The organism is Bacillus sp. M6-12 (genome assembly GCF_002860285.1).
Lineage (GTDB): Bacteria > Bacillota > Bacilli > Bacillales > DSM-1321 > Peribacillus.
This window is the reverse complement of record NZ_PGVF01000003.1, coordinates 143,290-164,403: the sequence shown is the minus strand read 5'-3', so window position 1 is coordinate 164,403 and position 21,114 is coordinate 143,290. Positions and strand designations below refer to the sequence as shown.

The following is a 21,114-nucleotide window of genomic DNA, read 5'->3' as shown; positions in this document are numbered from 1 at the left end:
ATGAGGTGAACAGAAAGTGGCAGAAAGAATTAAACAGGAATGGTTTTCTAATGTCCGGGCAGATATCCTCGCAGGTATTGTTGTTGCTTTAGCATTAATCCCGGAAGCGATCGCTTTTTCCATCATTGCAGGTGTAGACCCAATGGTAGGTTTATATGCATCCTTCCTTATAGCAGTTATTATTGCTTTTATTGGCGGCCGGCCGGGTATGATTTCAGCCGCAACAGGAGCCATGGCGTTAGTAATGGCTCCTTTAATGAGGGATCACGGACTAAACTACATTCTAGCAGCAACCGTTTTAACAGGTATTATCCAGGTGATATTTGGTGTATTAAAAATTGCGAAGTTAATGAGATTTATTCCAAGAGCCGTCATGATCGGTTTTGTTAATTCATTAGCCATTCTTATTTTCATGGCTCAGGTGCCGCACTTCCTGGGTATCTCAAATCTGACTTATATATTTGTAGCCATTACATTGCTAATTGTTTATGTTTTGCCTAGGTTTATAAAGGTCATTCCTGCACCATTAATCGCGATCATTGCGTTAACAGCTGTTTCAATCTATTCGGGTGCTAATTTGAGGACAGTAGGAGATCTTGGCTCCATTACACAAACTTTGCCATCATTTTTTATTCCTGACATTCCGTTTTCGCTTGAAACGATCCAAATTATTTTGCCTTATAGCATAGCTTTAGCCATCGTCGGATTATTAGAATCTTTACTGACGGCTTCAATTGTCGATGATATGACAGGAACGGAAAGCCGGAAAAACCAGGAAGCCACCGGGCAGGGGATTGCCAATATTGTAACAGGATTCTTTGGCGGTATGGCAGGCTGTGCTATGATAGGTCAATCCGTCATTAACGTGAAGTCAGGGGGCCGTGGAAGGCTTTCAACCTTAACAGCCGGTTTATTCTTAATCTTCCTTATTATTGTGTTAGGTGAATTAGTTGTCCAGATTCCAATGCCCGTGCTGGTCGGAATTATGATTATGGTTTCTATTGGAACATTTGACTGGTCTTCATTCCAATACCTATACAAAGCACCAAGGAGCGATGCGATCGTTATGCTGGTTACGGTGATGATCGTTGTAGCAACCCACGATCTATCCAAAGGTGTTATTGCGGGAGTAATCTTAAGTGCTGTACTATTCGTTGCCAAAATTTCTGCCATCAAAGTTACAGCTAAAGAAAAGAACTTAAACATCCTTTATGGTGTAGAAGGACAATTGTTTTTTGCATCTGTCGAAGGGTTTGTGAACTCATTTAATTTTACGGTTAAGAATATGAATATAATCATTGATTTTACTGAGGCACATATTTGGGATGACTCAGCTGTAGGCGCCATCGATAAAGTTGTCTTGAAATACCGTGAAAATGATAATGATGTAACAATTAAAGGCTTGGATTCAGCCAGTAAGAGACTTGTAGAAAAGCTGGCAATTTATAATAGGGCAGATCCAAAATTATCGGCACATTAACCCATTATAGGAGTGCAAATATGTATTTAACCGTTAAAAAATTTACTTGAATTAACTATAAAAGTAAATTATAATTTAGAAAATTTGTCTATTTATGGAAATATTGAAAGGAGTGAATGCATTGATTTCTATCTTTTTTGATTTCAGTTTGCTTCTTTTATTTTATTTTTATTTCAGGGGTCAAAGCATTTTGCTTTGGCTCCTTTATTTTTAGGAGGAATTTATTATGGCCAAGTACAAAAGAGTTTAATTTAAATTAAGCGGTGGTGCCTTAGTAAGTAAAACTGGTGAAAGCTTTGGAGTGGAAAACTTAGAGCATATAACAACCGAAATTATTTCTTTAACAGACATGGGGTAGAGGTGGCCATTGTGATCGGCGGCGGAAATATCTTTAGAGGAAACTTATCAAGCCAATGGGGAATTGACAGGGTAGAGGCTGATAATATAGGCACCTTAGGGACAATCATAAATAGCCTTATGCTAAGAGGCGTATTGAAGTCCAAAACTGAAAAAGAAGTGCGGGTAATGACCTCTGTTCCAGCTCCATCGGTTGCTGAGCCATACATACGATTGAAAGCGATGCACCATTTGGATAAAGGCTATATAGTTATTTTTGGCGGAGGAAATGGGCAGCCTTTTGTAACAACAGATTATCCAAGCGTTCAGCGGGCAGTTGAAATGAATTGCGATGCCCTTTTAGTAGCCAAACAAGGGGTAAATGGAGTCTTCACCGCGGACCCAAAAATAGACAGGAACGCTAAAATGTACACAAATTTAAACTATACCGATGTAGTCCAAAATAATATAAAAGTGATGGACCAGTCAGCCCTTTTGCTTGCAAGAGACTTTAACCTGCCAGTCCATATCTTTAATTTTACTGAATCCGGAGCAATGAGGAAACTCTGCACAGGTCAACAAATAGGCACCTTAATAAGCGAAGAAACAACAATGCTAATGGAAGATCTGGTTTAAGAGGTTTAGGCTGAGTGACTTAGCATCCTTTCATAATCATGGGAACAATCCGAATGAAATTTGGAAAAAACTTTTCATTACTCAACGTTGAAAGTATGGCAATAGTTGTTGCCGCTACGAAGATCTGATACCTATTAGATTATAATTCTATTAGGAACCCGGCAGCTTGTTCGATGTACAAAATAATGGAGGTGTAAATATGGCGATGGAATCTTCTTTAAAAGAACATTTACGTGAACTGGAAGAATTGTTGTTAAAGTCAGAGATTCGCACATCTCCAGAAAAGCTCAAGCAAATACTTGCAGAAAGCTTCTTTGAATTTGGAAGCTCTGGTAAGGTCTTGTACAAGGATGAGGGAATTGGTAAAGAGGGATTAAGTGTGGCAAAAATGACAATGAGTGATTTTGAAATTCATCCATTGTCTGAAGAGATCGTGTTAACCACTTACAGAATATATAACCATATAAAAGAACAGCATTCACTGCGCAGCTCCATCTGGAAATTTAATGGGGGTAGATGGCAAATGTTCTTTCATCAAGGTACAAATACTTCGCTTTAATTAATTGAAGATAACAGTGAATTTGGATAGAGGAATATATGTGAAAACCTTTATGATTGGCGGGGGTAAAATGGCGGGTAATGAGAAACCAGACGCAGCTTTCGGACAAGGAACATTTAAACTTGGAAAAGTTTTTGAAAGTGTCAAATTGCTAAAGCCTGACTTAGCTAAAGAAGTGAGTTAAATAACGCTATCAATAAAGAATCAAAAACGGGAGAAGGAGAGCTGACAGCAGCTCTCTTTTTTTTGAACAAATTTACTATCCACTCCTGAGATTCACTTATTAATTTAGTCATCCACCTATCTGCAATGATAGTGGATAAAAGTTTTTCTATGACGGTGTTATTAGTAGAACTGATATGAGAAGTTATGGAAAGCGTTACAGCGTAAATGGTAATGAAAAGTAATACAGCTACATAGTTTAAAAGGACAAGAGTTTTCATTACCTGTTAAAAATAGAGATGAATGGGTCAAGCTTTATGTTAGTTCCTTTTAAAAAATCAACGGACTTCATCATCTTCCAGGCTGTGAGATTAATACAACCATTCAATTTTTTATGTTCGCAGTAAGTTGAATTGCGATACTAAATCAATGCAAAAGTGGAGGTGATAGGCAACATACTCCTTTTTTCAACAGGATAAGAACGTCTTTCCACTCTCACAAAAAAACTTAGGTTATGAGAATTATGAAAATGATGAGGTGATGAAACATGCTGGATAACGATTTAAAGGGAAAGATCGCTTTGGTTACAGGTTCAAGCCGGGGGCTTGGACGGCAATATGCACTGGATCTTGCCCGTGCGGGAGCAGATGTAATCATTCATGATGTCAGTGCAAATGCTGCCGCCCAATTCGGTGAGGCTCCTTCAGGGGAAGCCGTGGCAGATGAAATAAGGTCGTTGGGCCGCCGTTCCGCTTTTCTTACTGCTGATTTGACCTGTCCTGACCAAATCCAAACATTTACAGAACAGGCGATTAATCAGTTTGGGCAGATTGATATTTTAGTAAATAACGCTGGAGGGGATATTGGGGCTAAAACACCGCGGCCGGATCCAAACAATGCAATTGATATTAAGGTCGAAGATATTCAGGCCGTTCTCAATCTTAATCTGCTGAATGTGATGTGTATGTGCAAATATATGGGCGCTCATATGAGAAGCAGAAGAACCGGCAAGATCATTAATGTTGGTTCTGCAGCAGGGCATGTGCCGGCAGCGGCGGGTATTATTTATGCGTCTGCCAAAGCAGCCATCTCACATTACACGCTATGTTTAGGAGCTGAACTTCGGCCTTATGACGTAAACGTAAATTGCATTGCACCAGCTGCAACCTATACTGGCCGCTTCAAAGCTACCCGGACGGAAAGTGATAATGTTTTTAATCAAGAAGGACTGTCCCGTCTTCAAAAGGTGGCTAATCCTGAAGATATGTCAAAAATAGTTCTGTTTTTAGCAAGCAGCCAGGCTGATTATTTAACTGGCGAAACAATTGTTTGCAGGGAAAAATGAATATTGAATGAAACCCAAAAGACTGGAGAGAAATTGATGGAACCAATTGTCCAAATTTCATTAGACCTGACGAATTTAGTGGATGCTCTTGAAATGGCTGAAATAGCAGTGGAGGCAGGTATCGACTGGATTGAGGTGGGAACACCGCTTTTATTAGGGGAGGGACTCCATGCTGTTCGGGCTTTAAGAGGGGCTTATCCGGATTACCCTATCGTGGCAGACCTGAAAACAATGGACGGCGGCTATCTGGAAGCGGAAATGATGGCAAAAGCAGGCGCAACCCATGTGGTTGTTATGGGAGTCGCTCATCCAGCTACCATAAGAGCTGTTGTAAAAGCAGCCCGCGATTACAACATTGAAGTGATGGGAGATATTATGGCTGCAGCTGACCCTGTTGCCTGCGCAAAAATGCTTGAGGAAAATGGCGTAGATTATATCATCGTACATACTGGTTTTGATGAACGGGGCGAAGATCCGGAAAGAAGTCCATTCGACCACCTGGATAAAGTAGTCAATGCAGTTTCTATTCCAGTACAGGCAGTTGGCGGCTTATCAGTTGCTCAAGCAGCCGAAATGCCAAAGCATGGCGCTCCGTTGGTCGTCGTTGGGGCACCCCTTGTAATTGACAAGAAAGAATTTCGGCCAAGCACCAATAAATTCGAATTAAAAGCTGTTCTTGAGGACCTTGTTCATAAGGTTAAAAACTACTAATAGAGGAGAGTTAGGATGTCATTTAATGACAGAGTGAAAATCTCGGTCTTTCCAAAAGGGTATATGGATGAATTATCCGATGGCCGGATGACATTGTTTGAATGGATCATGCTGGCCGGCACATTGGAAGCGGATGGGCTGGAACTATATCCGCTTTTCCTTGAAAGCACGGAGGTATCTTATTTGGAGAAAGTAAAACAGGCAGCACTGCAAGAAGGACTGGACATTCCAATGATGTGTTCATCACCTGATTTTACCCATCCTGATGAAGCTTTCCGGAACCAGGAAATTGAAAAAATGAAACAAATGATCAATGTCATGGCTTATCTAGGGCCAGCTGAATTCCGCAGCTGCCGGGTACTTTCAGGACAAAAGCGGCCGCAGGTTTCCAGAGAAGAAGGAATACGCTGGACAGTGGAGAGTATTAACAAACTCCTGCCTTATGCTGAGGAAAAACAAGTGTATCTTGTGATGGAAAACCATTATAAAGACGGTTTTTGGAACTATCCTGAGTTTGCGCAAGCATCTGATATTTACCTTGAAATAATATCGGAAATATCTTCTCCTTTTTTTGGTGTGAATTTTGATCCGTCGAACGCGATATTTGCAGGGGAGGACCCTATCAAACTATTAAATCAAGTAAAGGATAGAACGATTACCATGCACGCGAGCGATCGTTATTTAAAGGACGGCTATACATTAGAAGATTTAAAGGATTACTCCTTGCAAGGTTATTCGGAAGCATTGGCACATGGTGTAATCGGAAAAGGAATCAATGATTATGACCAGATCTTTGATATTTTGAAGTCTGCTGGTTTTAGCAACTGGATTTCGATAGAAGATGGGGTAAATGGTCTTGGTGAATTAAAGGAATCAGTAGATTTTTTAAAAGGGAAAATCAATCAGGTTTTTGAAGCTTGATTATTTTCAATAAGCAAAACAAAAAGGGGGACTAGAAATGAGCATGAAATTTAAAAGTTTTTTTTTAGCAAGTGCTCTGGCTCTTACCACTGCCTTGGCAGCCTGTTCGGGCGGTGACACCAGCACGGAAACCAAAGGTGGAGGCGGCAGCAAGGAAGAAAAGAAACCGGCTGAACTTCGTGTTGTAGGAGCGAACCATCCTTGGACCGAAGCTATTGAGCCATTAATACCGGAGTTTGAAAAAGAAACTGGAATTAAAGTAAAGCTGGAAAAATATTTTGAAGATCAATTAACTCAAAAGCTATCAACTGAGTTCACATCAGGTTCAAAAAGCATTGATGTTTATATGATCCGGCCGCTGCAGGAAGGAAAACTGTTTAATATTAATGGCTGGGCAGATGATATCAGCAGCTACACAAGTGATGCTGAGTGGGATATTAAAGACTTTTCTCCATCCTCCATTGATTCATTAAAAGCGGATGAGAAGATGTTTGGAATCCCATTGGTAACAGAAAGGGAAATCTTATATTACCGCAAAGATATTTTTGAGAAGAATAACCTTACACCGCCTAAAACACTTGAAGAAGTAAAAGCAGTGGCAGAAAAGCTGAATGATCCGAAAAATGATTTTTACGGAATTGTTTCAAGGGGACAGCGCTCACCATCTGTAACCCAATTTTCCAGTTATTTATATGGATTTGGCGGAGACTTCTTTGTTGATGGAAAAGCTGCACTGGATACACCGGAGGCTATTGAAGCCTTTAAGTTTTACGGAAGTATGCTAAAGGATTATGGACCGCCGGGAGTATTAAACATGAGCTGGCCGCAAGCTTCTGGATTGTTTGGACAGGGGAAAGCCGCCATGTATACAGATGCAGACAGCATCTACCCAAATCTTCTGGATCCTGCTAAATCAACTGTTGGCGATAAGGTTGGCTTTGTTGAATTTCCAAGCGGGCCAAACGGACAGCACCCATATAACGTAACTTCATGGGGGCTGGCAATGAATCCAAAATCAGAGCATAAAGATGCTTCATGGGAGTTTTTGAAGTGGGCAACAAGCAAGGAAATTGTTGGAAAAATTCAAAGCACAGGCGTTCCAGGACCGCGTCAATCCGTTTGGGACAGCCCGGATGGCACAAAATCCTTCCCTGAAGAACTGGTTGCGGTTATTAACAAATCAAATGAAATGGGCAAGGAATATGATAGGCCGCTTGTAATAAAGGTAAATGAGGCCCGCGATATTATTGGCGGGGTAATTGTGGCAGCCATCTCAGGCAAGGATGTGGAAAAAGCCGCTAAAGACGCAAATAAGCAATTCCAGGAGTTGCTAGATCGGGAAAGCAAGTAACCGGAATGACAACAAGGTTTCAAAAAAAGGATCAGAATCGATCTGATCCTTTTAGAAACCGGTTGCATAATAGCATAAATTTCAAAAAAGGAGGCTGATTAAAATCGAACTCTGGATTGAAAGGCATTTAAAATATATTTTTCTATTGCCTTCAGTGATTTTTGTATTTGTCATGATAGCTTTTCCTATCGGATACACTTTTTACCTGAGCTTCTTTGAATGGAGCATGTCAAGCCTTGAGCCGCCTCGTTGGGTCTTCCTCGACAACTTTAAAGAGCTGCTGTTTGAAGATCCCCGTTTTTGGCCTGCCTTTTTCCGGACGTTTTATTTTACAGCATTGGCTTTAGTATTCCAGACCGTATTAGGCGTTGCCATTGCGGTGTTATTTAATAGGAAATTCAGGGGAAATCAGCTCATTAAAACGTTATTCCTCTTGCCGATGGTATCTACACCGGTGGCGGTTGGTTTAGTATGGCTCCTAATCTTTGAGCCATCGATTGGTTTTGCAAATGAATTTTTATCATACCTTGGGATTGACCCCCAATTATGGCTGGCCTCCCCGACGCAAGCTCTTCCGGCGATCGCACTTGTAGATACTTGGCAGTGGACGCCAATGATTACACTTATTACACTTGCGGGTTTATCCCAAATACCAGGTGAATATTATGAAGCCGCTGCGGTGGATGGGGCTAATTCCTGGCAGGTGTTCTGGAAAATCACTTTTCCGTTATTATTGCCAACCATCTTTGCGGCAGTTTTGCTTCGTGCAATAGATGCGATAAAACAATTTGACCTGATATATGCAATGACACAGGGCGGCCCAGGTTATGCTACGGAAACTTTAAATATTTACGGCTTTGTAAATGGTTTTCAATACTTCCGTTTAGGCTACACCAGCTCGATTTTGGTCCTCTTTTTTATGATTGTTCTAGGATTTAGTTCCTTAATTATCATTCTTCGGAAAAAAACAGAGGTGACACTATGAAAACAAAAAAGAGAATGAACATCCTGTACTACATACTTATTCTTTTAGTCACTTTAGTTTTTATTTTTCCATTTCTATGGATGATCCTGGCATCTTTAAAAACGCAGGCGCAAATCATGTCTTCCGATTCTCTGTTATTCTTTAAACCTACTTTTGAAAACTTTATATCCGTATTTAATGAATACGACTATATTCAGTTTATCTTTAACAGCTTTATTGTCGCTTTGGCATCGACCATTTTGGGGCTGATTTTTGGTTTGCCGGCTGCGTTTGCGATTGCAAGATATAAACAGCATAAATTCGGCTTTGCTATTTTAATAGCCAGAATTGTGCCGGGTATTTCGTTTATGATTCCATGGTTTATTATCTTTTCCAAGTTAAGTTTAGTAGATTCTTATACGGCTTTGGTACTCAGCCATATGCTAGTCGGCCTGCCTTTTATCATCTGGATAATGATTTCTTCCTTTGAAAGCTTGCCGCAGGAGCTGGAGGATGCGGCACGGATCGATGGCTGCACGCTGCAGGGAGCATTCGTCCGTGTCATGCTTCCTTTAGTGACACCGGGTATTATCACTGCTTCACTTATGTCCTTTATTTTATCCTGGAATAACTTCATGTTTGCGCTGGTGCTTTCCGGAGATCGGACAAAAACACTGCCGATTGCTATATTTAACTTTATGTCCTATTCAGAAATTAACTGGGGTGCGCTAATGGCGGCAGCAGTCATCATTACATTGCCTATCCTGATCATATCTTTGCTGGTCCAGCGTTATATCATCAGCGGAATAACAGCAGGAGCTGTAAAAGGCTAAAGTAAACCTTTAGAGGGAGAAAAAATAATGGAGAAATCAAAGGTTATCGTTTATCGGAAAATTCCTACCCGGTTCCTGGAAAAGCTTCAGAAACATTGTGATGTTGCTTACTTTGAAGAAATAAATGAACAAAATCACGACGATTTTAACAGGCATTTAGCTAATGCAGATGGTCTGCTTGGAAGCACTATGAAGATCACCAATGAAATTCTAGACCGGGCACCTCAGCTTAGAGTGGTGAGTAATTTTTCCGCTGGATATGATAATTTACCGATAGATGAATTAACAGAACGCCGAATTATTGCTACCAATGCTCCAGATGCTTTAACAGACACAACTGCTGATATGATTTTCGGATTGCTGCTTACTGCGAGCCGTCGGATATCCGAGCTGGACCGCTATATTCGGGCAAAAAAATGGCATGAAGAAATCACTGAAAGTGAGTTTGGCCTTGATGTCCACCACAAGACAGTTGGAATTGTGGGCATGGGAAGAATCGGACGGGCTGTCGCAAAACGGGCCGCTTTAGGGTTTGATATGAAAGTACTCTACCACAAGCGAACCCGTGATGAAAAGGCAGAAAAACAATACGGTGCTTCTTATTGCGGGTTATCCGAGTTATTGCAGTCATCGGACTTTGTTTGTCTTACCATTCCGTTAACCTCAGAAACCTTTCATTTAATTGGAGAAGCAGAACTCAACCTTATGAAAAAATCTGCGATATTGATTAATGGCGCCCGCGGAGCAGTTGTCGATCAGGTTGCATTGATTCAATCGCTAAAGAACGGAACGATTTTTGGGGCAGGATTAGATGTTTTTGAGCAAGAGCCCTTAGAGCATAAAAGTGAACTGTTATCAATGGAGAATGTTGTCCTTCTTCCGCATATTGGTTCTGCAACTAAAGAGACAAGAAGCCGGATGGTTGACCATGGGATTAAAAATTTACAGCAGGCTCTTCAAGGTGAAACACCAATGAATCTGCTTAATCCAAGCGTGCTTGAGACGGACGGCACTGTGTGAAAGGAGACAAAATAATGGGTGATCGAATTGTTTCCCATCAATTTTTAAGAAAACTGGTGATCAAAAAACTTTCAGCAGTAAACGTTCGGGAGGAAGAAGCGAACACCGTTGCAGATGTGCTGGTTCATGCTAATTTACGCGGAGTGGATTCCCATGGCGTACTGCGTACAGAGCATTATGTAAAACGGATTAAAGAAGGAGGACTCAATACCCGTTCCTCCCACTCTATTGAGCAGACTGGTCCGTCGACCGCTATGTATGATGGCGATAATGGGTTCGGGCATGATGTATCAAAAAAGGCTATGGAACATGCTATTACATTGGCTCAGAAAACAGGAATTGGTGCCGTTGGCGTAAAACGCAGCAGTCATTGCGGCGCTTTATCTTATTTTGTGAAGCAAGCCGCAGATGAACACCTTATAGGCATTGCAATGACTCATACGGATACCATTGTCGTGCCGTTTGGAGCAGCAGAGCCTTATTTTGGGACCAATCCGATTGCTTTTGGCTTTCCGGCCAAACAGGAGAAGCCTATCATACTTGATTTAGCTACAAGCAACGCAGCGTTTGGCAAGATATTGAATGCGAAAGAATACGGTAAGACAATCCCCGAAGATTGGGGCGTTGATCAAGAAGGGATTCCAACCACAGATCCAGATAAAGTGGCTTACTTGCTTCCCTTTGGCGGAGCAAAAGGTTATGGCTTTAGTATGGTAGTTGATATTTTCAGCGGGCTGCTAACAGGATCTGCGTTTGGGCCGCATATTGCGAAAATGTACGATGACTACAATAAAATGAGAGAATTAGGTCATTTTTTTATGGTAATCGATCCGGCGAAATTCACGCTGGCCGAAAGTTTTTTAAGCAATATGGATCGCATGATTCAGGAAATTCACGCTTTAAAGCCGGCAAATGGTTTTACTCGAGTATTGGTACCTGGAGAACCGGAATCTCTCTCAGAGGAAAAACGGTTAAATAACGGAATCCCAATACCTGAATCAGTCTGGCAGTTTTTATCTAACGGTTAGGAAAACCAAAACCACAGAAGGAAGGAAAGTTTCCATGCAGATTGATCTTTCTGGAAAAGTAGCGATTGTAACAGGTGGCGGCAAGGGAATAGGGAAAGAGATCCTTTTCAAGCTCGCTCGAGAGGGGGTATACTCCGTCGCAATTGATGTTAGTCAGCCGGATTTGTATGATGTGGCAGATGAATTTGCCAATGAAGGCTTACAGGGAACACAATTCATCTGTGATATTAGAGACAGTGAAAGAATAGCGGAGGTTGTCGATCAAGTTGTAAAGAAATACGGCCGGATCGATATTCTGATTAATAATGCAGGTGTTACAGGAGACGGACCGGTTGAAACTTTATCAGAAGAAACGTGGGATTTCTGTCTCGACGTAAACCTTAAAGGCACGTTTCTAATGTGTAAAGCGGTGGCTCCCATCATGAAAACCCAAAAATCTGGCCGCATAATTAATACAGCCTCATTTGCCGCGATTATACCAACCATTAATGGGTCCGCTTATGGAGCGTCAAAATCGGGAGTCAGACATTTTACAAGGGTGCTTGCAGGCGAACTGGGACCATGGGGGATAACGGTCAATTGCTATGCAGCAGGCATGGTTCCCAGTACACTGAACGGATTTGCAGAGCTGCCGGAGGATCAGCAAAATCGCCTTCTGGACACATTAACTATTCGGAAGTGGGGAGAGAAGGAAGACATTGCCAATCTAATCTGCTTTTTATCATCAGATGCTGCCGGTTATATTACCGGGACGATGATTGACATCAGCGGCGGAAAATATGCCACGCAATTTCCAGGGAATGCATATAAATAGGATAACCCAATAAAACAACAGTAAAACACATACATACAAAAGAAATCATTTTGCCTTTTGTAAAAGGCTTTTTTTCTTGTCTTTTTTTATAAGGCGCTCTTCGTTAGTTTTATTTCCCGATAGTAAATAACCGCAAAAAATACTTGGATAAGAGGAATACCAATGGCGAATGGGACAGACGGATATCCGCTGAAATAGATGGCATCCGGAAGCAGCAAAATACCGCTTAACAGCATCGCTGCCCACGAGCGTTTTACAATCGCATAAACAAAGATAAAGACCGAAGCGAGCAGCAAAGGATAAAATAAATCCAGATCTCCTAATAAGAACCCAATAATTTCTTGCAATGAGTTCACCTCTTTTTTAATTCCATTATATTACATAATGCCATTTAATGCGCTGTCCAACTTTCTGAAACAGTCAGGCAGAAGTACTGTTTGATCGATTCATTAATCTTAGAGCTGAAGTTCTTTTAAAAATTCTCCAAATAGTCATTACTGGCAAAGTTTTAGTTCTGGATTCCCCATCAAAACGGAAGCAAGCGAGAGTATACATATTTAACTGTTATCAAAAATAGAAGCTTCACACTTCATTCATATCGTGTAAAATGTTCGTAAAGGTAAAATTAACCTGAGTGGTGGTTAAAAATTTGGAAATTACAAGCAATGTAAATTGAGAATTCGAGCTGATTACGAAGCATACGATGGATATTAGTAAAGTATGTAACGCCTTCATTTGAAGGTGTTCTATGTTCCAGCGCCGAAGAGATGGTTGGCAAAAATGCATTTGACCCACTTTTTCCGGAAGATAAGCTTCATCTTATGGCCGCACACAAAGAAGCTATTACAGCCCAGGAACTCACCAAATTAAGATGACCTGCAATGAACTGGCCCTCCGCTGCTGAGGGAAATGGAGTACACCCGGCTTTCTTCAACCTTTATAATAGTTTTTAAGGCGGATAATAAAGCCGGCCTCACACTGAAATGAAGAAAAACCATTGGCCTATATCGAATTGTGCAAGAGCTCCTTAATAATGCTGCGAAACATTCTCAGGCTTCCCATCTGCAAGTTCATATGACGGTACGGGAAGATATGGTTCAGCTGCAATACTCCGATGATGGCATTGGCCTTGATATTGTGTAATTACATCTTCTTTTACCAGCATGGGTCTATCAGGCACGAGGGAAAGAATCCAAATTTTAGCGGTAGCATTGAGTTTCATTCACAGCCTGGAAATGGGCTTGCTGTGAAGATGCAAATTCCCAATGAAAAATCAGATGCATTGATTTCTCGAGAACTGAAGCTTACACTCTATTAACCTTGATTTCTTACTTTTATAAAATCTGACAATTGGAAATATAGTTTAGCCTTGTGTAAAATTATGATAAAAATCCAGAGGGGGATACAATGGCTTCTGAATCAGGAAATATAAGCGAAATAAAGGCAGATGGGTCATTTAATCGCCAGGCAAATAGATTTACTATTCCATTTGGTAATGGTCCCGGGGAACTGCCGGTGGAGGCGGGAAGATATCGTTTGCTTTGGTCAGCTGTTTGCCCATGGGCTCACCGATCTGTGATTGTTAGAAAAATACTGGGACTGGAGGATGCAATCAGCCTCGGTACTGCAAGTCCGATGCGGCCTAATGTCCCTCATGTAGACTGGGAGTTTTCTTTGGATCAGGATGGGATAGACCCGGTACTCGGTATTAAGTACATAAGTGAAATTTATAAACAAACAGATCCTGGCTACACTGGCAGGCCAACGGTACCAGTCATAATAGATGTTAAGGAAAGGAAGGTAGTCAACAACGATTATTTTAAACTGACAAACTACCTCGAAACAGTTTGGGCTCCGCTGCACAAGGAAAATGCGCCAGATTTGTATCCGGAAAACATGCGCAATGAGATTGATATTCTCAATGAAGTAATATTCCATGATGTAAACAACGGGGTTTATAAGTGCGGTTTCGCCCGTTCTCAGGAAGCATATGAAGCAGCATATGATACATTGTTTGCCAGATTGGATGAATTGGAGCACAGGCTTTCACAAAAGCGTTTCTTATTTGGTGATTATATATCAGATTCAGATGTCAGGCTGTATGCCACATTAATCCGCTTTGACGCTGCATACTACTCGGCATTTAAGACGAATCGCAGCCGGATTGTTGATTTTCCTAATCTGTGGGGCTATGTCAGAGATTTATTTCAAACCCCCGGCTTCGGTGATACAACTGATTTCCATGCAATAAAAATGCATTACCACCTGTCAAACCATATAGCAAGTGATGACCACAAGAGTAAAAACATCTTGCCTAAGGGGCCTGACCTTTCAGGACTTCAATCCAGACATAATCGGGAAGCCTTAAGCGGCAGACGTAATAAGTTCTTGATTAATAGCAAGCAAATATGAGAGCGAGGAAAACTATGATAATCCGAGACGCCGCGAACGATGAATTAGCTTATATCCGCGAACAGCGAGTCCATTCATATCAGGAACATGCAGCAAAAATCCCTGTGGATCACTGGAATGCCCTAAAAAAGGCAATTTCATCTGAAGCAGACACTCTGGAGGGAGTTGAGCTTATCGTCGCAGAGCTGGACGGCCAGGTTGTAGGCAGTGTTGCATTGTTTCCTGCTAAAAGTGATGCATATGAAGGGTATCTTGAAGAACTAGACTATCCTGAAATCCGAATGCTCTCTGTGACACCAGAGGCACGCGGTAAAGGGGCTGCAAAAGGACTTGTTTCTGAGTGTATCAGGAGAGCGGAGGCAAAAGGATTTTCCTCTATTGGGCTTCATACGGGGCAATTCATGGAGGGCGCTATGAGGCTGTATGAATCAATGGGTTTTAAAAGGGAGCCAAAATTTGATTTTGAACCAGCAAATGATGGAATCATTGTAAAAGCCTATCGACTTACATTAAAATAAATTGAGACGGCAGATCATTTGCTGCCATTTTCTTTTTCCTTTATACAGCAGGAGGAGATTTTACATAATAAGCAAAGGACTTGATTTCTTGAGATTACTAGGTATATTAGCGGGTTTTATATTGGCAGATTCATTTTTTCATATTATTGAAGCGTTTGCTGCAGGATTAAAGGCTGAAAGCGCGGCAGGGAGGATTGGAGCAGTTGTTTTCGGAATGGCCATTCTCATTCTGCTGATGGGTATTTTTAAGCGATTCTTCTCAGCCTCATTTTTTCAAGGCTTTATCGTAGCAGCCGGATTATTCTTAAGCTTTGATATAATCGTTTTCCACTGGATTTTTCAGCTTCACCGAATCACCAATGGGCCTGAGGCAAATTGGCTGGAGCCCATTTTGGTAGTATTCGGGAGTGTTTTTGTATGGTATGGGATACGAAGGGAACAGCAGAATAACAAATTTAATAAAAAGCCAAGTATGTTCCGTGGAGCATAACTTCTAGTAAAAGATGGGGGCCGTTATGATAAAAGCAGTATTTTTCGATTTGGATGACACGCTTTTATGGGATCAAAAAAGCGTTAAGGAAGCATTTGCGGCAACATGCAAGGTTGCTCAGGCACGATTTGGGATAGACCCGGATCAGCTTGAGGAGGCGGTACGGGAAGAGGCGCGAAAATTGTATTCCTCCTATGAAACTTACCCTTTCACGCAGATGATCGGGATTAATCCATTTGAAGGATTATGGGGCAACTTTTTGGACGACCAGGAGGATTTTCGGAAAATGAATGCAATGGTTCCCGCCTACAGGAAAGAAGCCTGGACAATGGGGCTTAAAAGGATGGGCATTGATGACCCTGAGTTTGGCTTTGAACTGGCCGAACGTTTTCCACAGGAGCGGAGGAATCTTCCCTTTGTATACGAGGAGACCTTTGCGACACTCGACAGATTAAAAGGGCAGTATAAGCTTTTGCTTTTGACTAATGGATCGCCAGACCTTCAAAAAACGAAGCTGGAAATCACGTCCGAACTGGTCCCTTATTTTGACCAAATTGTTATCTCAGGTGATTTTGGAAAAGGGAAGCCGGATCCTTCACTTTTTGAACATGCCTTAGAACGCATGTCCTTGGGCAAGGATGACGTGATCATGGTTGGTGATAACTTAATGACTGATATCCTTGGCGCAAATCGGGCCGGCATCAAATCGGTCTGGATTAACCGCCATAATAAAACCCGGGAAGAAGTTGTTCCAGCATATGAAATCCGGCATTTAGAAGAATTATTTCCTATCCTGGACGAGTTAAAGGATAAATAGAAAGGCTGTGTCCTATAATGTTTATTTTTAAACTGGGGTTCTGTGTAGAAAATAGTTGATTGTTGCGGAAGGTGCGAGACTCCTCGAAAATGCTCCGCAATTCCTTCGTGCGGTGTTTTTTCAAGGAAGCCAATTCAATGTCCTGCGGGAGCAGCGGGACAGGTGAGACCCCACAGTCGCTTTAGCGACGAGGATGCTCACCGCACCCCTTGCGGAAAGCGAGCACTTGGAGTGAAAATTGACAACTCTTCTAAATAGCAACAAAGTTTACGAAAACAGCCATAGAAAATGAGCTTGCAGAGCATCCAAATGTCTGCAGGCTTTTTTTGTATGTGACCCAAGCATATGGCTTATGAAGCAGAACCAGTCCCTTTTGTAGTAGGTAATCCGGGTTGAGCCGCTCATGGCCAAGGACTTGAGCCCGACACTGAGTTAAGCAGGACATTGGATGGAGAAACCGTAAAGCTCGCCATCAGTTCACTCAGGGCAATCGAACAGGTAAAGCTTTCTTTCGAACTGGATCAAACCAATCTTACTCCGTATTTGGGAGCAATGGGCCATGTTGTCATTCTTGATGAATACGGTAAAAAATTTCTCCATGTTCATCCATCCAGTGATCAGGAGCCAGTATTTGAAACAATGTTTGATAAGCCGGGCATCTACAAAATATGGGCTGAATTTCAGCAAAATCGCAAGGTCCGAGCATTTCCATTTGTTATAGAAGTAACCGAATAACAATGTTCATTGAGAAAGGGAAAATTATCAAATTAGAAGAATTGTCAGCAGCGATGCTGGCTTTTTTTTTGTATAAAATTACAAAACATTCTCTGAAAAATATATAATAAAAATGATAGGTATCTTTTTCCAACAAAAAGGTTTTATTGTATTTCTAAAAAGAGCTAAAAAAAAGGGGACCAACAAATGAGTATTAAAAACATGTATGTTCAAAATAATGGCGTTACTATTCATTACCTGGATGGGAATGAATCTGTAGAAAATTCATTAACACCTTTGGTCCATATACCTGGAGCATTTGGAAGTGCTGAATCCTTTCTAAATGACTGTACTTTGTTATCTCCAAGAAGAGTAATATCGGTTAGCCAGAGAGGCAGGGGAAAAAGCGATGTTCCCGAACATGGCTATAATTACGCAACATTGGTTGAAGACCTTGAAAAAGTGCTCCAGCAGTCAAAATTACAGGAATTCTTTTTATACTGTTTTTCACTTGGAACCCCTTCAGCACTCGGCCTCGCCCTAAAGTACCCTGAACGAGTAAAAGGAATCATCATCGGGGATTATCCAGCACAGTATCCGAGCCTCCCTGCAGTGTGGACTGAGAAATTTTTAGCTTTCCCGGATTTAGTTAATCCGATTGCGGTAAAAGGAACCCAAAAAGATTCAGAACATATCGAACTATGGGACCAGCTGCATGTTTTACAGTGTCCGATTCTTTTAATGACAGGCGGCAACAAAGCGGCGGAACCACGGGTAATATTAACTCAGGCGGAAATTGAATTATATAAAGAAAAAGCCTGCAATAGCAAAGTAGAGGTATTTGTTTTTCAAGAATCCGGCCACAGGCTGTGGGAACCTGACCACCAATTATACATAAATGCAATACAGCAATTCTTGGCTGAAAATGATAAAAAATTTGGCAAACCTATTTTAACTGTTTAATTAGGAGTAGTTCTGAAAAAACCGGAAATATCCGTGCATCTTTGGAACAGGAGGGGGCAACGATGACGAATAATCAAATTGATGCTGTTGTTTTTGACCTGGACGGTGTCATTACAGATACAGCCCATTATCACTTTTTAGCGTGGAAACAGTTTGCCAGTGAAATTTTCAATGAAAAGCTAAAAGGAGTAAGCCGCATGGATTCCCTTGAATTAATTCTCCAAGAGGGAAATCGGCAGGAATGACTTTACCCAGGAAGAAAAAGAAGTCATTACCGTGTGGATGCTTCAAAAATTAAAAAGTCCAAACCAGATCCGGAAATTTTCTTAACTGCATGCAAAAATCTGAATGCAATTCCAAAACGATCTATAGGCATTGAAGATGCTGCAGAAGGAATAGATTCGATCAATTCGAGTGACATGGTTTCTGTTGGAGTCGGTGAATCTTTACAAAAAGCCGATTTCAAAGTCGCTGCAACAGAGGATCTTGATTGGAATAAAATCAAAGAACACTTTCATAAATGGTCTGCAGTTCATTCCTAATACCAGGATTCATTAACAAAATCTTAATATAAGCGGCTGGCTCAAAAACTTGAACCAGCCGCTTTTTTTCTTAATCTTATAGCAGAAAAATTATCCACGTGAATTTACATCCCAGAGTGGGTATAACTTGTTAAAAGGAATCGCATGCAGCAATGTATAATGAATTCAATAAGGCCAATGCCTGGAAAAAAATTTGATATAATGATTATTAATGGAGGGGTAAATTTGTTTTGGAAGCGGAATGAAGATAAAACATTAACAAAAGATAAAAATGAATTTCAAAGCGAAACGATTTTATCAAAAAAGAACGAAGAAGCGATGAACAAGGCTCAGGTATATTTAAATGATACAGATAAACTGCAAGACCTTATTAAAGAAGCTGAACAAAAAGCCGATCTGAACCAGGATAAAAAAGGCTTTGTCCAAGAAACATTGGAAAGCTTAAAAAATATGTTTGAGCTGGTGAAAGCCTATATCAAAGGAGATTACAGAAATATTCCCTATGGTTCGCTGGCCCTTATCGTCGGCACGGTACTTTATTTTGTCATGCCGGCGGATGCAATCCCTGATATAATCGCTGCACTGGGTTTTACAGATGACGCAGCAGTTATCGCATTTACACTTAAAAAAGTAAAAGAGGATATCGATAAGTTCCTGGAATGGAAAAAATCAAATGAACTGATCAGCAATGAATCCGAGGATACTGTCCGCCGAGATTAATTAAAGATCGAACAAAACAAACACCATGATTTACATGGTGTTTGTTTTGTTTCGTTTTTTATGCAGCCAAAATGGTAAACGCGCCCGTCGGTTACGGATCTGATTATCCGGACGGAGCTCTCCTTGCTGATCATTAATTTGTATATTATCTTCCTGTGAAGGCTGAATGTTCACTTCCATTTCATGCAGATTCTCAGGATGCAATTCAGTCTGAAGACTCTCCTGAACTGCAGAAACAATGTTTTCCTGCAGCTCAATGCTTTCATCACTTTCATTTGGATTCGACATTTCCCTGAGTTCACCTTGGAGGTTCTCTTGAACTTCAGGTACAGCATTATCCTGCAGAAAAGGGTTTTGATCCCCGGCTTGCGGGTTCATCCATACCTGGCTCACTTTATTATTAAACGTTCGAACTTCAGTTTGCATTGACGCATCTTGATTTAAACTTCCCCAGTTATTGTTCAGCCAGACCTGGTTCGTATTATTCATTCCAACCTCATCATTAATATTTTTTTCCTGGATAGAATTTGATTGAGCCCGACTCATTCTCTTCTTTTTAATCACTTTTCATCTCTCCTTTTTAGTAAGGTATTCATATGCTTGGGTAGAAGAATGGACACGCGCCCTGATATGGGAAAAAATTTTAAAAAGGGCAGTTTCAATCTAATTCCAGTTAGGAGAGATTAGTTACACTTTATTTATTATAAAAATAACTGTTCTTTACAAAATATAGTAAAGCTTCTAATATGGGCACTGTGCAAGTTTTAAATAGTGGCAAGAATAGCAGGAAATTCAATATAATAATAAAAAAGACATTGATTCGGGGGAACTGCCAATGGATACTCATCTGCACTTTGTGACTCAAACAGGGTTCAAAAAGCCTGAAACTATAAGGAACACGACTGCTGAGTGTCCTTTTTGCGCAGTTGAACAGCTGGAAAACATCATAGCAATGGAAGGCTCGATCATTTTATTGAAAAATAAATATGAAACCTTAAAGGATACATTGCAGACAGTACTTATAGAGACGGATGAATGCGGATCTGAGCTGTCACAGTACAGCAAAGAACATCTACATAAAGTCATGCGTTTTGCAGTCCATCATTGGCTTAAGTATATAGAAGAAGGCGAGTACAAGTCCATAATCCTAACCAAAAACCACGGCCCCTTCTCAGGAGGTTCCATACGCCACCCGCACATGCAAATCATAGGCTTTAAAAATATCGATTACAGGGAAAAGATCCATCCTGAAGATTTTGAAGGGGAACTGATCCACAAAAGTGAACACCTGGAATTTAACCTTTCCACTCAGCCGAGGGTCGGATTTTACGAATTTAACGTCATTTTGAAGGATCTAATATACATAGATCAAATGGCTGATTGCATCCAGACCGCAGCAGATTTTATCCTAAACCACTTTCATTTTAAATGTACAAGCTATAATTTATTTTTTTATCAAATGGGGGAAAGCATCATATGTAAAATTATCCCCCGGTTTGTGACCACTCCGTTATTTATTGGCTATTCGCTCCCGCAAGTACCGGATAATATTAAGGAAGTCGCCAGCAGAGTAATTAAATTACATAATCAACAGCTTTAATGCAGGTAATTATGACATAGCATTATTTTTTGCAATGAAAACACATCTAGATTAGATAGATTTTTTATTAAGTAAGTACTATCTCTGCATGAAATTTGACAAATAAAAAGTTAGGGTGGTCTAGGATTTTTTACCAAGATCACCCTTTTTTGATGATAAGTTTCAAATATCTATTATA

General features: G+C 40.8%; 23 protein-coding genes and 2 pseudogenes. 23 read left to right on the top strand and 2 right to left on the bottom strand.

Annotation, left to right across the window (positions count from 1 at the left end):
* Positions 1-16: 16 nt before the first annotated feature.
* The 13 genes and pseudogenes from CVD28_RS05820 to CVD28_RS05765 all read left to right on the top strand — a co-directional run bounded on the left by CVD28_RS05820 (position 17) and on the right by CVD28_RS05765 (position 12,160).
* Positions 17-1,480: a SulP family inorganic anion transporter gene (locus CVD28_RS05820; RefSeq protein WP_101591436.1), complete on the top strand. Its 1,464-nt coding sequence runs from the start codon at positions 17-19 to the stop codon at positions 1,478-1,480.
* Between the two features lie 226 nt (positions 1,481-1,706).
* Positions 1,707-2,452: pseudogene (pyrH, locus tag CVD28_RS05815) on the top strand (UMP kinase).
* Between the two features lie 199 nt (positions 2,453-2,651).
* Positions 2,652-3,011 (top strand): nuclear transport factor 2 family protein, encoded by a 360-nt coding sequence (locus tag CVD28_RS05810; protein WP_101591435.1) that lies wholly within the window; start codon positions 2,652-2,654, stop codon positions 3,009-3,011.
* A gap of 40 nt (positions 3,012-3,051) precedes the next feature.
* Positions 3,052-3,195 (top strand): hypothetical protein, encoded by a 144-nt coding sequence (locus CVD28_RS27910; RefSeq protein ID WP_180953989.1) that lies wholly within the window; start codon positions 3,052-3,054, stop codon positions 3,193-3,195.
* A 525-nt stretch (positions 3,196-3,720) separates the two neighbouring features.
* Complete coding sequence (locus CVD28_RS05805) at positions 3,721-4,518, top strand: SDR family NAD(P)-dependent oxidoreductase (RefSeq protein WP_101591434.1); 798 nt, start codon at positions 3,721-3,723, stop codon at positions 4,516-4,518.
* Positions 4,519-4,521: 3 nt separating this feature from the next.
* The gene (locus CVD28_RS05800) at positions 4,522-5,229 is read left to right on the top strand and encodes an orotidine 5'-phosphate decarboxylase / HUMPS family protein (RefSeq protein ID WP_257985767.1); all 708 of its coding nucleotides are present in this window, start codon (positions 4,522-4,524) and stop codon (positions 5,227-5,229) included.
* Positions 5,230-5,244: 15 nt separating this feature from the next.
* Entirely contained in the window at positions 5,245-6,150 is a 906-nt protein-coding gene (locus CVD28_RS05795; RefSeq protein ID WP_101591432.1) for a sugar phosphate isomerase/epimerase family protein, read from the top strand.
* 37 nt (positions 6,151-6,187) lie between these two features.
* Positions 6,188-7,501 (top strand): ABC transporter substrate-binding protein, encoded by a 1,314-nt coding sequence (locus CVD28_RS05790; RefSeq protein ID WP_257985766.1) that lies wholly within the window; start codon positions 6,188-6,190, stop codon positions 7,499-7,501.
* Positions 7,502-7,727: 226 nt separating this feature from the next.
* Positions 7,728-8,486: a carbohydrate ABC transporter permease gene (locus CVD28_RS05785; protein ID WP_101591431.1), complete on the top strand. Its 759-nt coding sequence runs from the start codon at positions 7,728-7,730 to the stop codon at positions 8,484-8,486.
* Positions 8,483-9,298, top strand: a complete 816-nt coding sequence (locus CVD28_RS05780) for a carbohydrate ABC transporter permease (RefSeq protein WP_101591430.1) — start codon at positions 8,483-8,485, stop codon at positions 9,296-9,298. The genes CVD28_RS05785 and CVD28_RS05780 overlap by 4 nt, the downstream gene beginning before the upstream one ends.
* 27 nt (positions 9,299-9,325) lie before the next feature.
* Positions 9,326-10,318 (top strand): 2-hydroxyacid dehydrogenase, encoded by a 993-nt coding sequence (locus CVD28_RS05775; protein ID WP_101591429.1) that lies wholly within the window; start codon positions 9,326-9,328, stop codon positions 10,316-10,318.
* A gap of 14 nt (positions 10,319-10,332) precedes the next feature.
* Positions 10,333-11,346 (top strand): ureidoglycolate dehydrogenase, encoded by a 1,014-nt coding sequence (gene allD, locus CVD28_RS05770; protein ID WP_101591428.1) that lies wholly within the window; start codon positions 10,333-10,335, stop codon positions 11,344-11,346.
* A gap of 34 nt (positions 11,347-11,380) precedes the next feature.
* Positions 11,381-12,160, top strand: coding sequence for an SDR family NAD(P)-dependent oxidoreductase (locus CVD28_RS05765; protein ID WP_101591427.1), 780 nt, complete (start codon positions 11,381-11,383; stop codon positions 12,158-12,160).
* 86 nt (positions 12,161-12,246) lie between these two features.
* Here the strand turns inward: CVD28_RS05765 and CVD28_RS05760 are convergent, their stop codons facing one another.
* Positions 12,247-12,507 (bottom strand): hypothetical protein, encoded by a 261-nt coding sequence (locus CVD28_RS05760; protein WP_101591426.1) that lies wholly within the window; start codon positions 12,505-12,507, stop codon positions 12,247-12,249.
* Between the two features lie 667 nt (positions 12,508-13,174).
* Between CVD28_RS05760 and CVD28_RS29200 the strand changes: the two genes are divergently transcribed.
* The 9 genes and pseudogenes from CVD28_RS29200 to CVD28_RS05715 all read left to right on the top strand — a co-directional run bounded on the left by CVD28_RS29200 (position 13,175) and on the right by CVD28_RS05715 (position 19,336).
* Positions 13,175-13,303 (top strand): ATP-binding protein, encoded by a 129-nt coding sequence (locus tag CVD28_RS29200; protein WP_180953985.1) that lies wholly within the window; start codon positions 13,175-13,177, stop codon positions 13,301-13,303.
* 264 nt (positions 13,304-13,567) lie between these two features.
* Positions 13,568-14,572 (top strand): glutathione S-transferase family protein, encoded by a 1,005-nt coding sequence (locus CVD28_RS05750; RefSeq protein ID WP_101591424.1) that lies wholly within the window; start codon positions 13,568-13,570, stop codon positions 14,570-14,572.
* Positions 14,573-14,586: 14 nt separating this feature from the next.
* Complete coding sequence (locus CVD28_RS05745) at positions 14,587-15,090, top strand: GNAT family N-acetyltransferase (RefSeq protein WP_101591562.1); 504 nt, start codon at positions 14,587-14,589, stop codon at positions 15,088-15,090.
* 121 nt (positions 15,091-15,211) lie between these two features.
* Positions 15,212-15,580 carry a DUF2243 domain-containing protein gene (locus CVD28_RS05740; protein ID WP_101591423.1) on the top strand — a complete coding sequence of 123 codons (369 nt, stop codon included), beginning with the start codon at positions 15,212-15,214 and terminating at the stop codon, positions 15,578-15,580.
* A gap of 25 nt (positions 15,581-15,605) precedes the next feature.
* On the top strand, positions 15,606-16,397 hold the full coding sequence (locus CVD28_RS05735) for an HAD family hydrolase (RefSeq protein ID WP_101591422.1): 792 nt from the start codon (positions 15,606-15,608) through the stop codon (positions 16,395-16,397).
* 444 nt (positions 16,398-16,841) lie between these two features.
* Entirely contained in the window at positions 16,842-17,132 is a 291-nt protein-coding gene (locus tag CVD28_RS05730) for a hypothetical protein (RefSeq protein ID WP_101591421.1), read from the top strand.
* Between the two features lie 186 nt (positions 17,133-17,318).
* Positions 17,319-18,074: an alpha/beta fold hydrolase gene (locus tag CVD28_RS05725; RefSeq protein ID WP_101591420.1), complete on the top strand. Its 756-nt coding sequence runs from the start codon at positions 17,319-17,321 to the stop codon at positions 18,072-18,074.
* Between the two features lie 62 nt (positions 18,075-18,136).
* Positions 18,137-18,616, top strand: a pseudogene (locus tag CVD28_RS05720) (HAD-IA family hydrolase).
* A gap of 225 nt (positions 18,617-18,841) precedes the next feature.
* Positions 18,842-19,336: a YkvA family protein gene (locus CVD28_RS05715; protein WP_180953983.1), complete on the top strand. Its 495-nt coding sequence runs from the start codon at positions 18,842-18,844 to the stop codon at positions 19,334-19,336.
* A 30-nt stretch (positions 19,337-19,366) separates the two neighbouring features.
* On the opposite strand, the gene CVD28_RS05710 is transcribed toward CVD28_RS05715, so the two are convergent.
* Positions 19,367-19,900, bottom strand: a complete 534-nt coding sequence (locus tag CVD28_RS05710) for a hypothetical protein (protein WP_101591418.1) — start codon at positions 19,898-19,900, stop codon at positions 19,367-19,369.
* Positions 19,901-20,171: 271 nt separating this feature from the next.
* Between CVD28_RS05710 and CVD28_RS05705 the strand changes: the two genes are divergently transcribed.
* Entirely contained in the window at positions 20,172-20,936 is a 765-nt protein-coding gene (locus CVD28_RS05705; RefSeq protein ID WP_101591417.1) for a DUF4931 domain-containing protein, read from the top strand.
* Positions 20,937-21,114 lie beyond the last annotated feature (178 nt).

Coding starts and splice junctions, on each gene's coding strand:
- CVD28_RS05810 (WP_101591435.1), top strand. CDS start 2,652: ATGGCGATGGAATCTTCTTTAAAAGAACATTTACGTGAACTGGAAGAA.
- CVD28_RS05805 (WP_101591434.1), top strand. CDS start 3,721: ATGCTGGATAACGATTTAAAGGGAAAGATCGCTTTGGTTACAGGTTCA.
- CVD28_RS05795 (WP_101591432.1), top strand. CDS start 5,245: ATGTCATTTAATGACAGAGTGAAAATCTCGGTCTTTCCAAAAGGGTAT.
- CVD28_RS05790 (WP_257985766.1), top strand. CDS start 6,188: ATGAGCATGAAATTTAAAAGTTTTTTTTTAGCAAGTGCTCTGGCTCTT.
- CVD28_RS05785 (WP_101591431.1), top strand. CDS start 7,728: ATGTCAAGCCTTGAGCCGCCTCGTTGGGTCTTCCTCGACAACTTTAAA.
- CVD28_RS05780 (WP_101591430.1), top strand. CDS start 8,483: ATGAAAACAAAAAAGAGAATGAACATCCTGTACTACATACTTATTCTT.
- CVD28_RS05775 (WP_101591429.1), top strand. CDS start 9,326: ATGGAGAAATCAAAGGTTATCGTTTATCGGAAAATTCCTACCCGGTTC.
- allD (WP_101591428.1), top strand. CDS start 10,333: ATGGGTGATCGAATTGTTTCCCATCAATTTTTAAGAAAACTGGTGATC.
- CVD28_RS05765 (WP_101591427.1), top strand. CDS start 11,381: ATGCAGATTGATCTTTCTGGAAAAGTAGCGATTGTAACAGGTGGCGGC.
- CVD28_RS05750 (WP_101591424.1), top strand. CDS start 13,568: ATGGCTTCTGAATCAGGAAATATAAGCGAAATAAAGGCAGATGGGTCA.
- CVD28_RS05745 (WP_101591562.1), top strand. CDS start 14,587: ATGATAATCCGAGACGCCGCGAACGATGAATTAGCTTATATCCGCGAA.
- CVD28_RS05735 (WP_101591422.1), top strand. CDS start 15,606: ATGATAAAAGCAGTATTTTTCGATTTGGATGACACGCTTTTATGGGAT.
- CVD28_RS05725 (WP_101591420.1), top strand. CDS start 17,319: ATGAGTATTAAAAACATGTATGTTCAAAATAATGGCGTTACTATTCAT.
- CVD28_RS05705 (WP_101591417.1), top strand. CDS start 20,172: ATGGATACTCATCTGCACTTTGTGACTCAAACAGGGTTCAAAAAGCCT.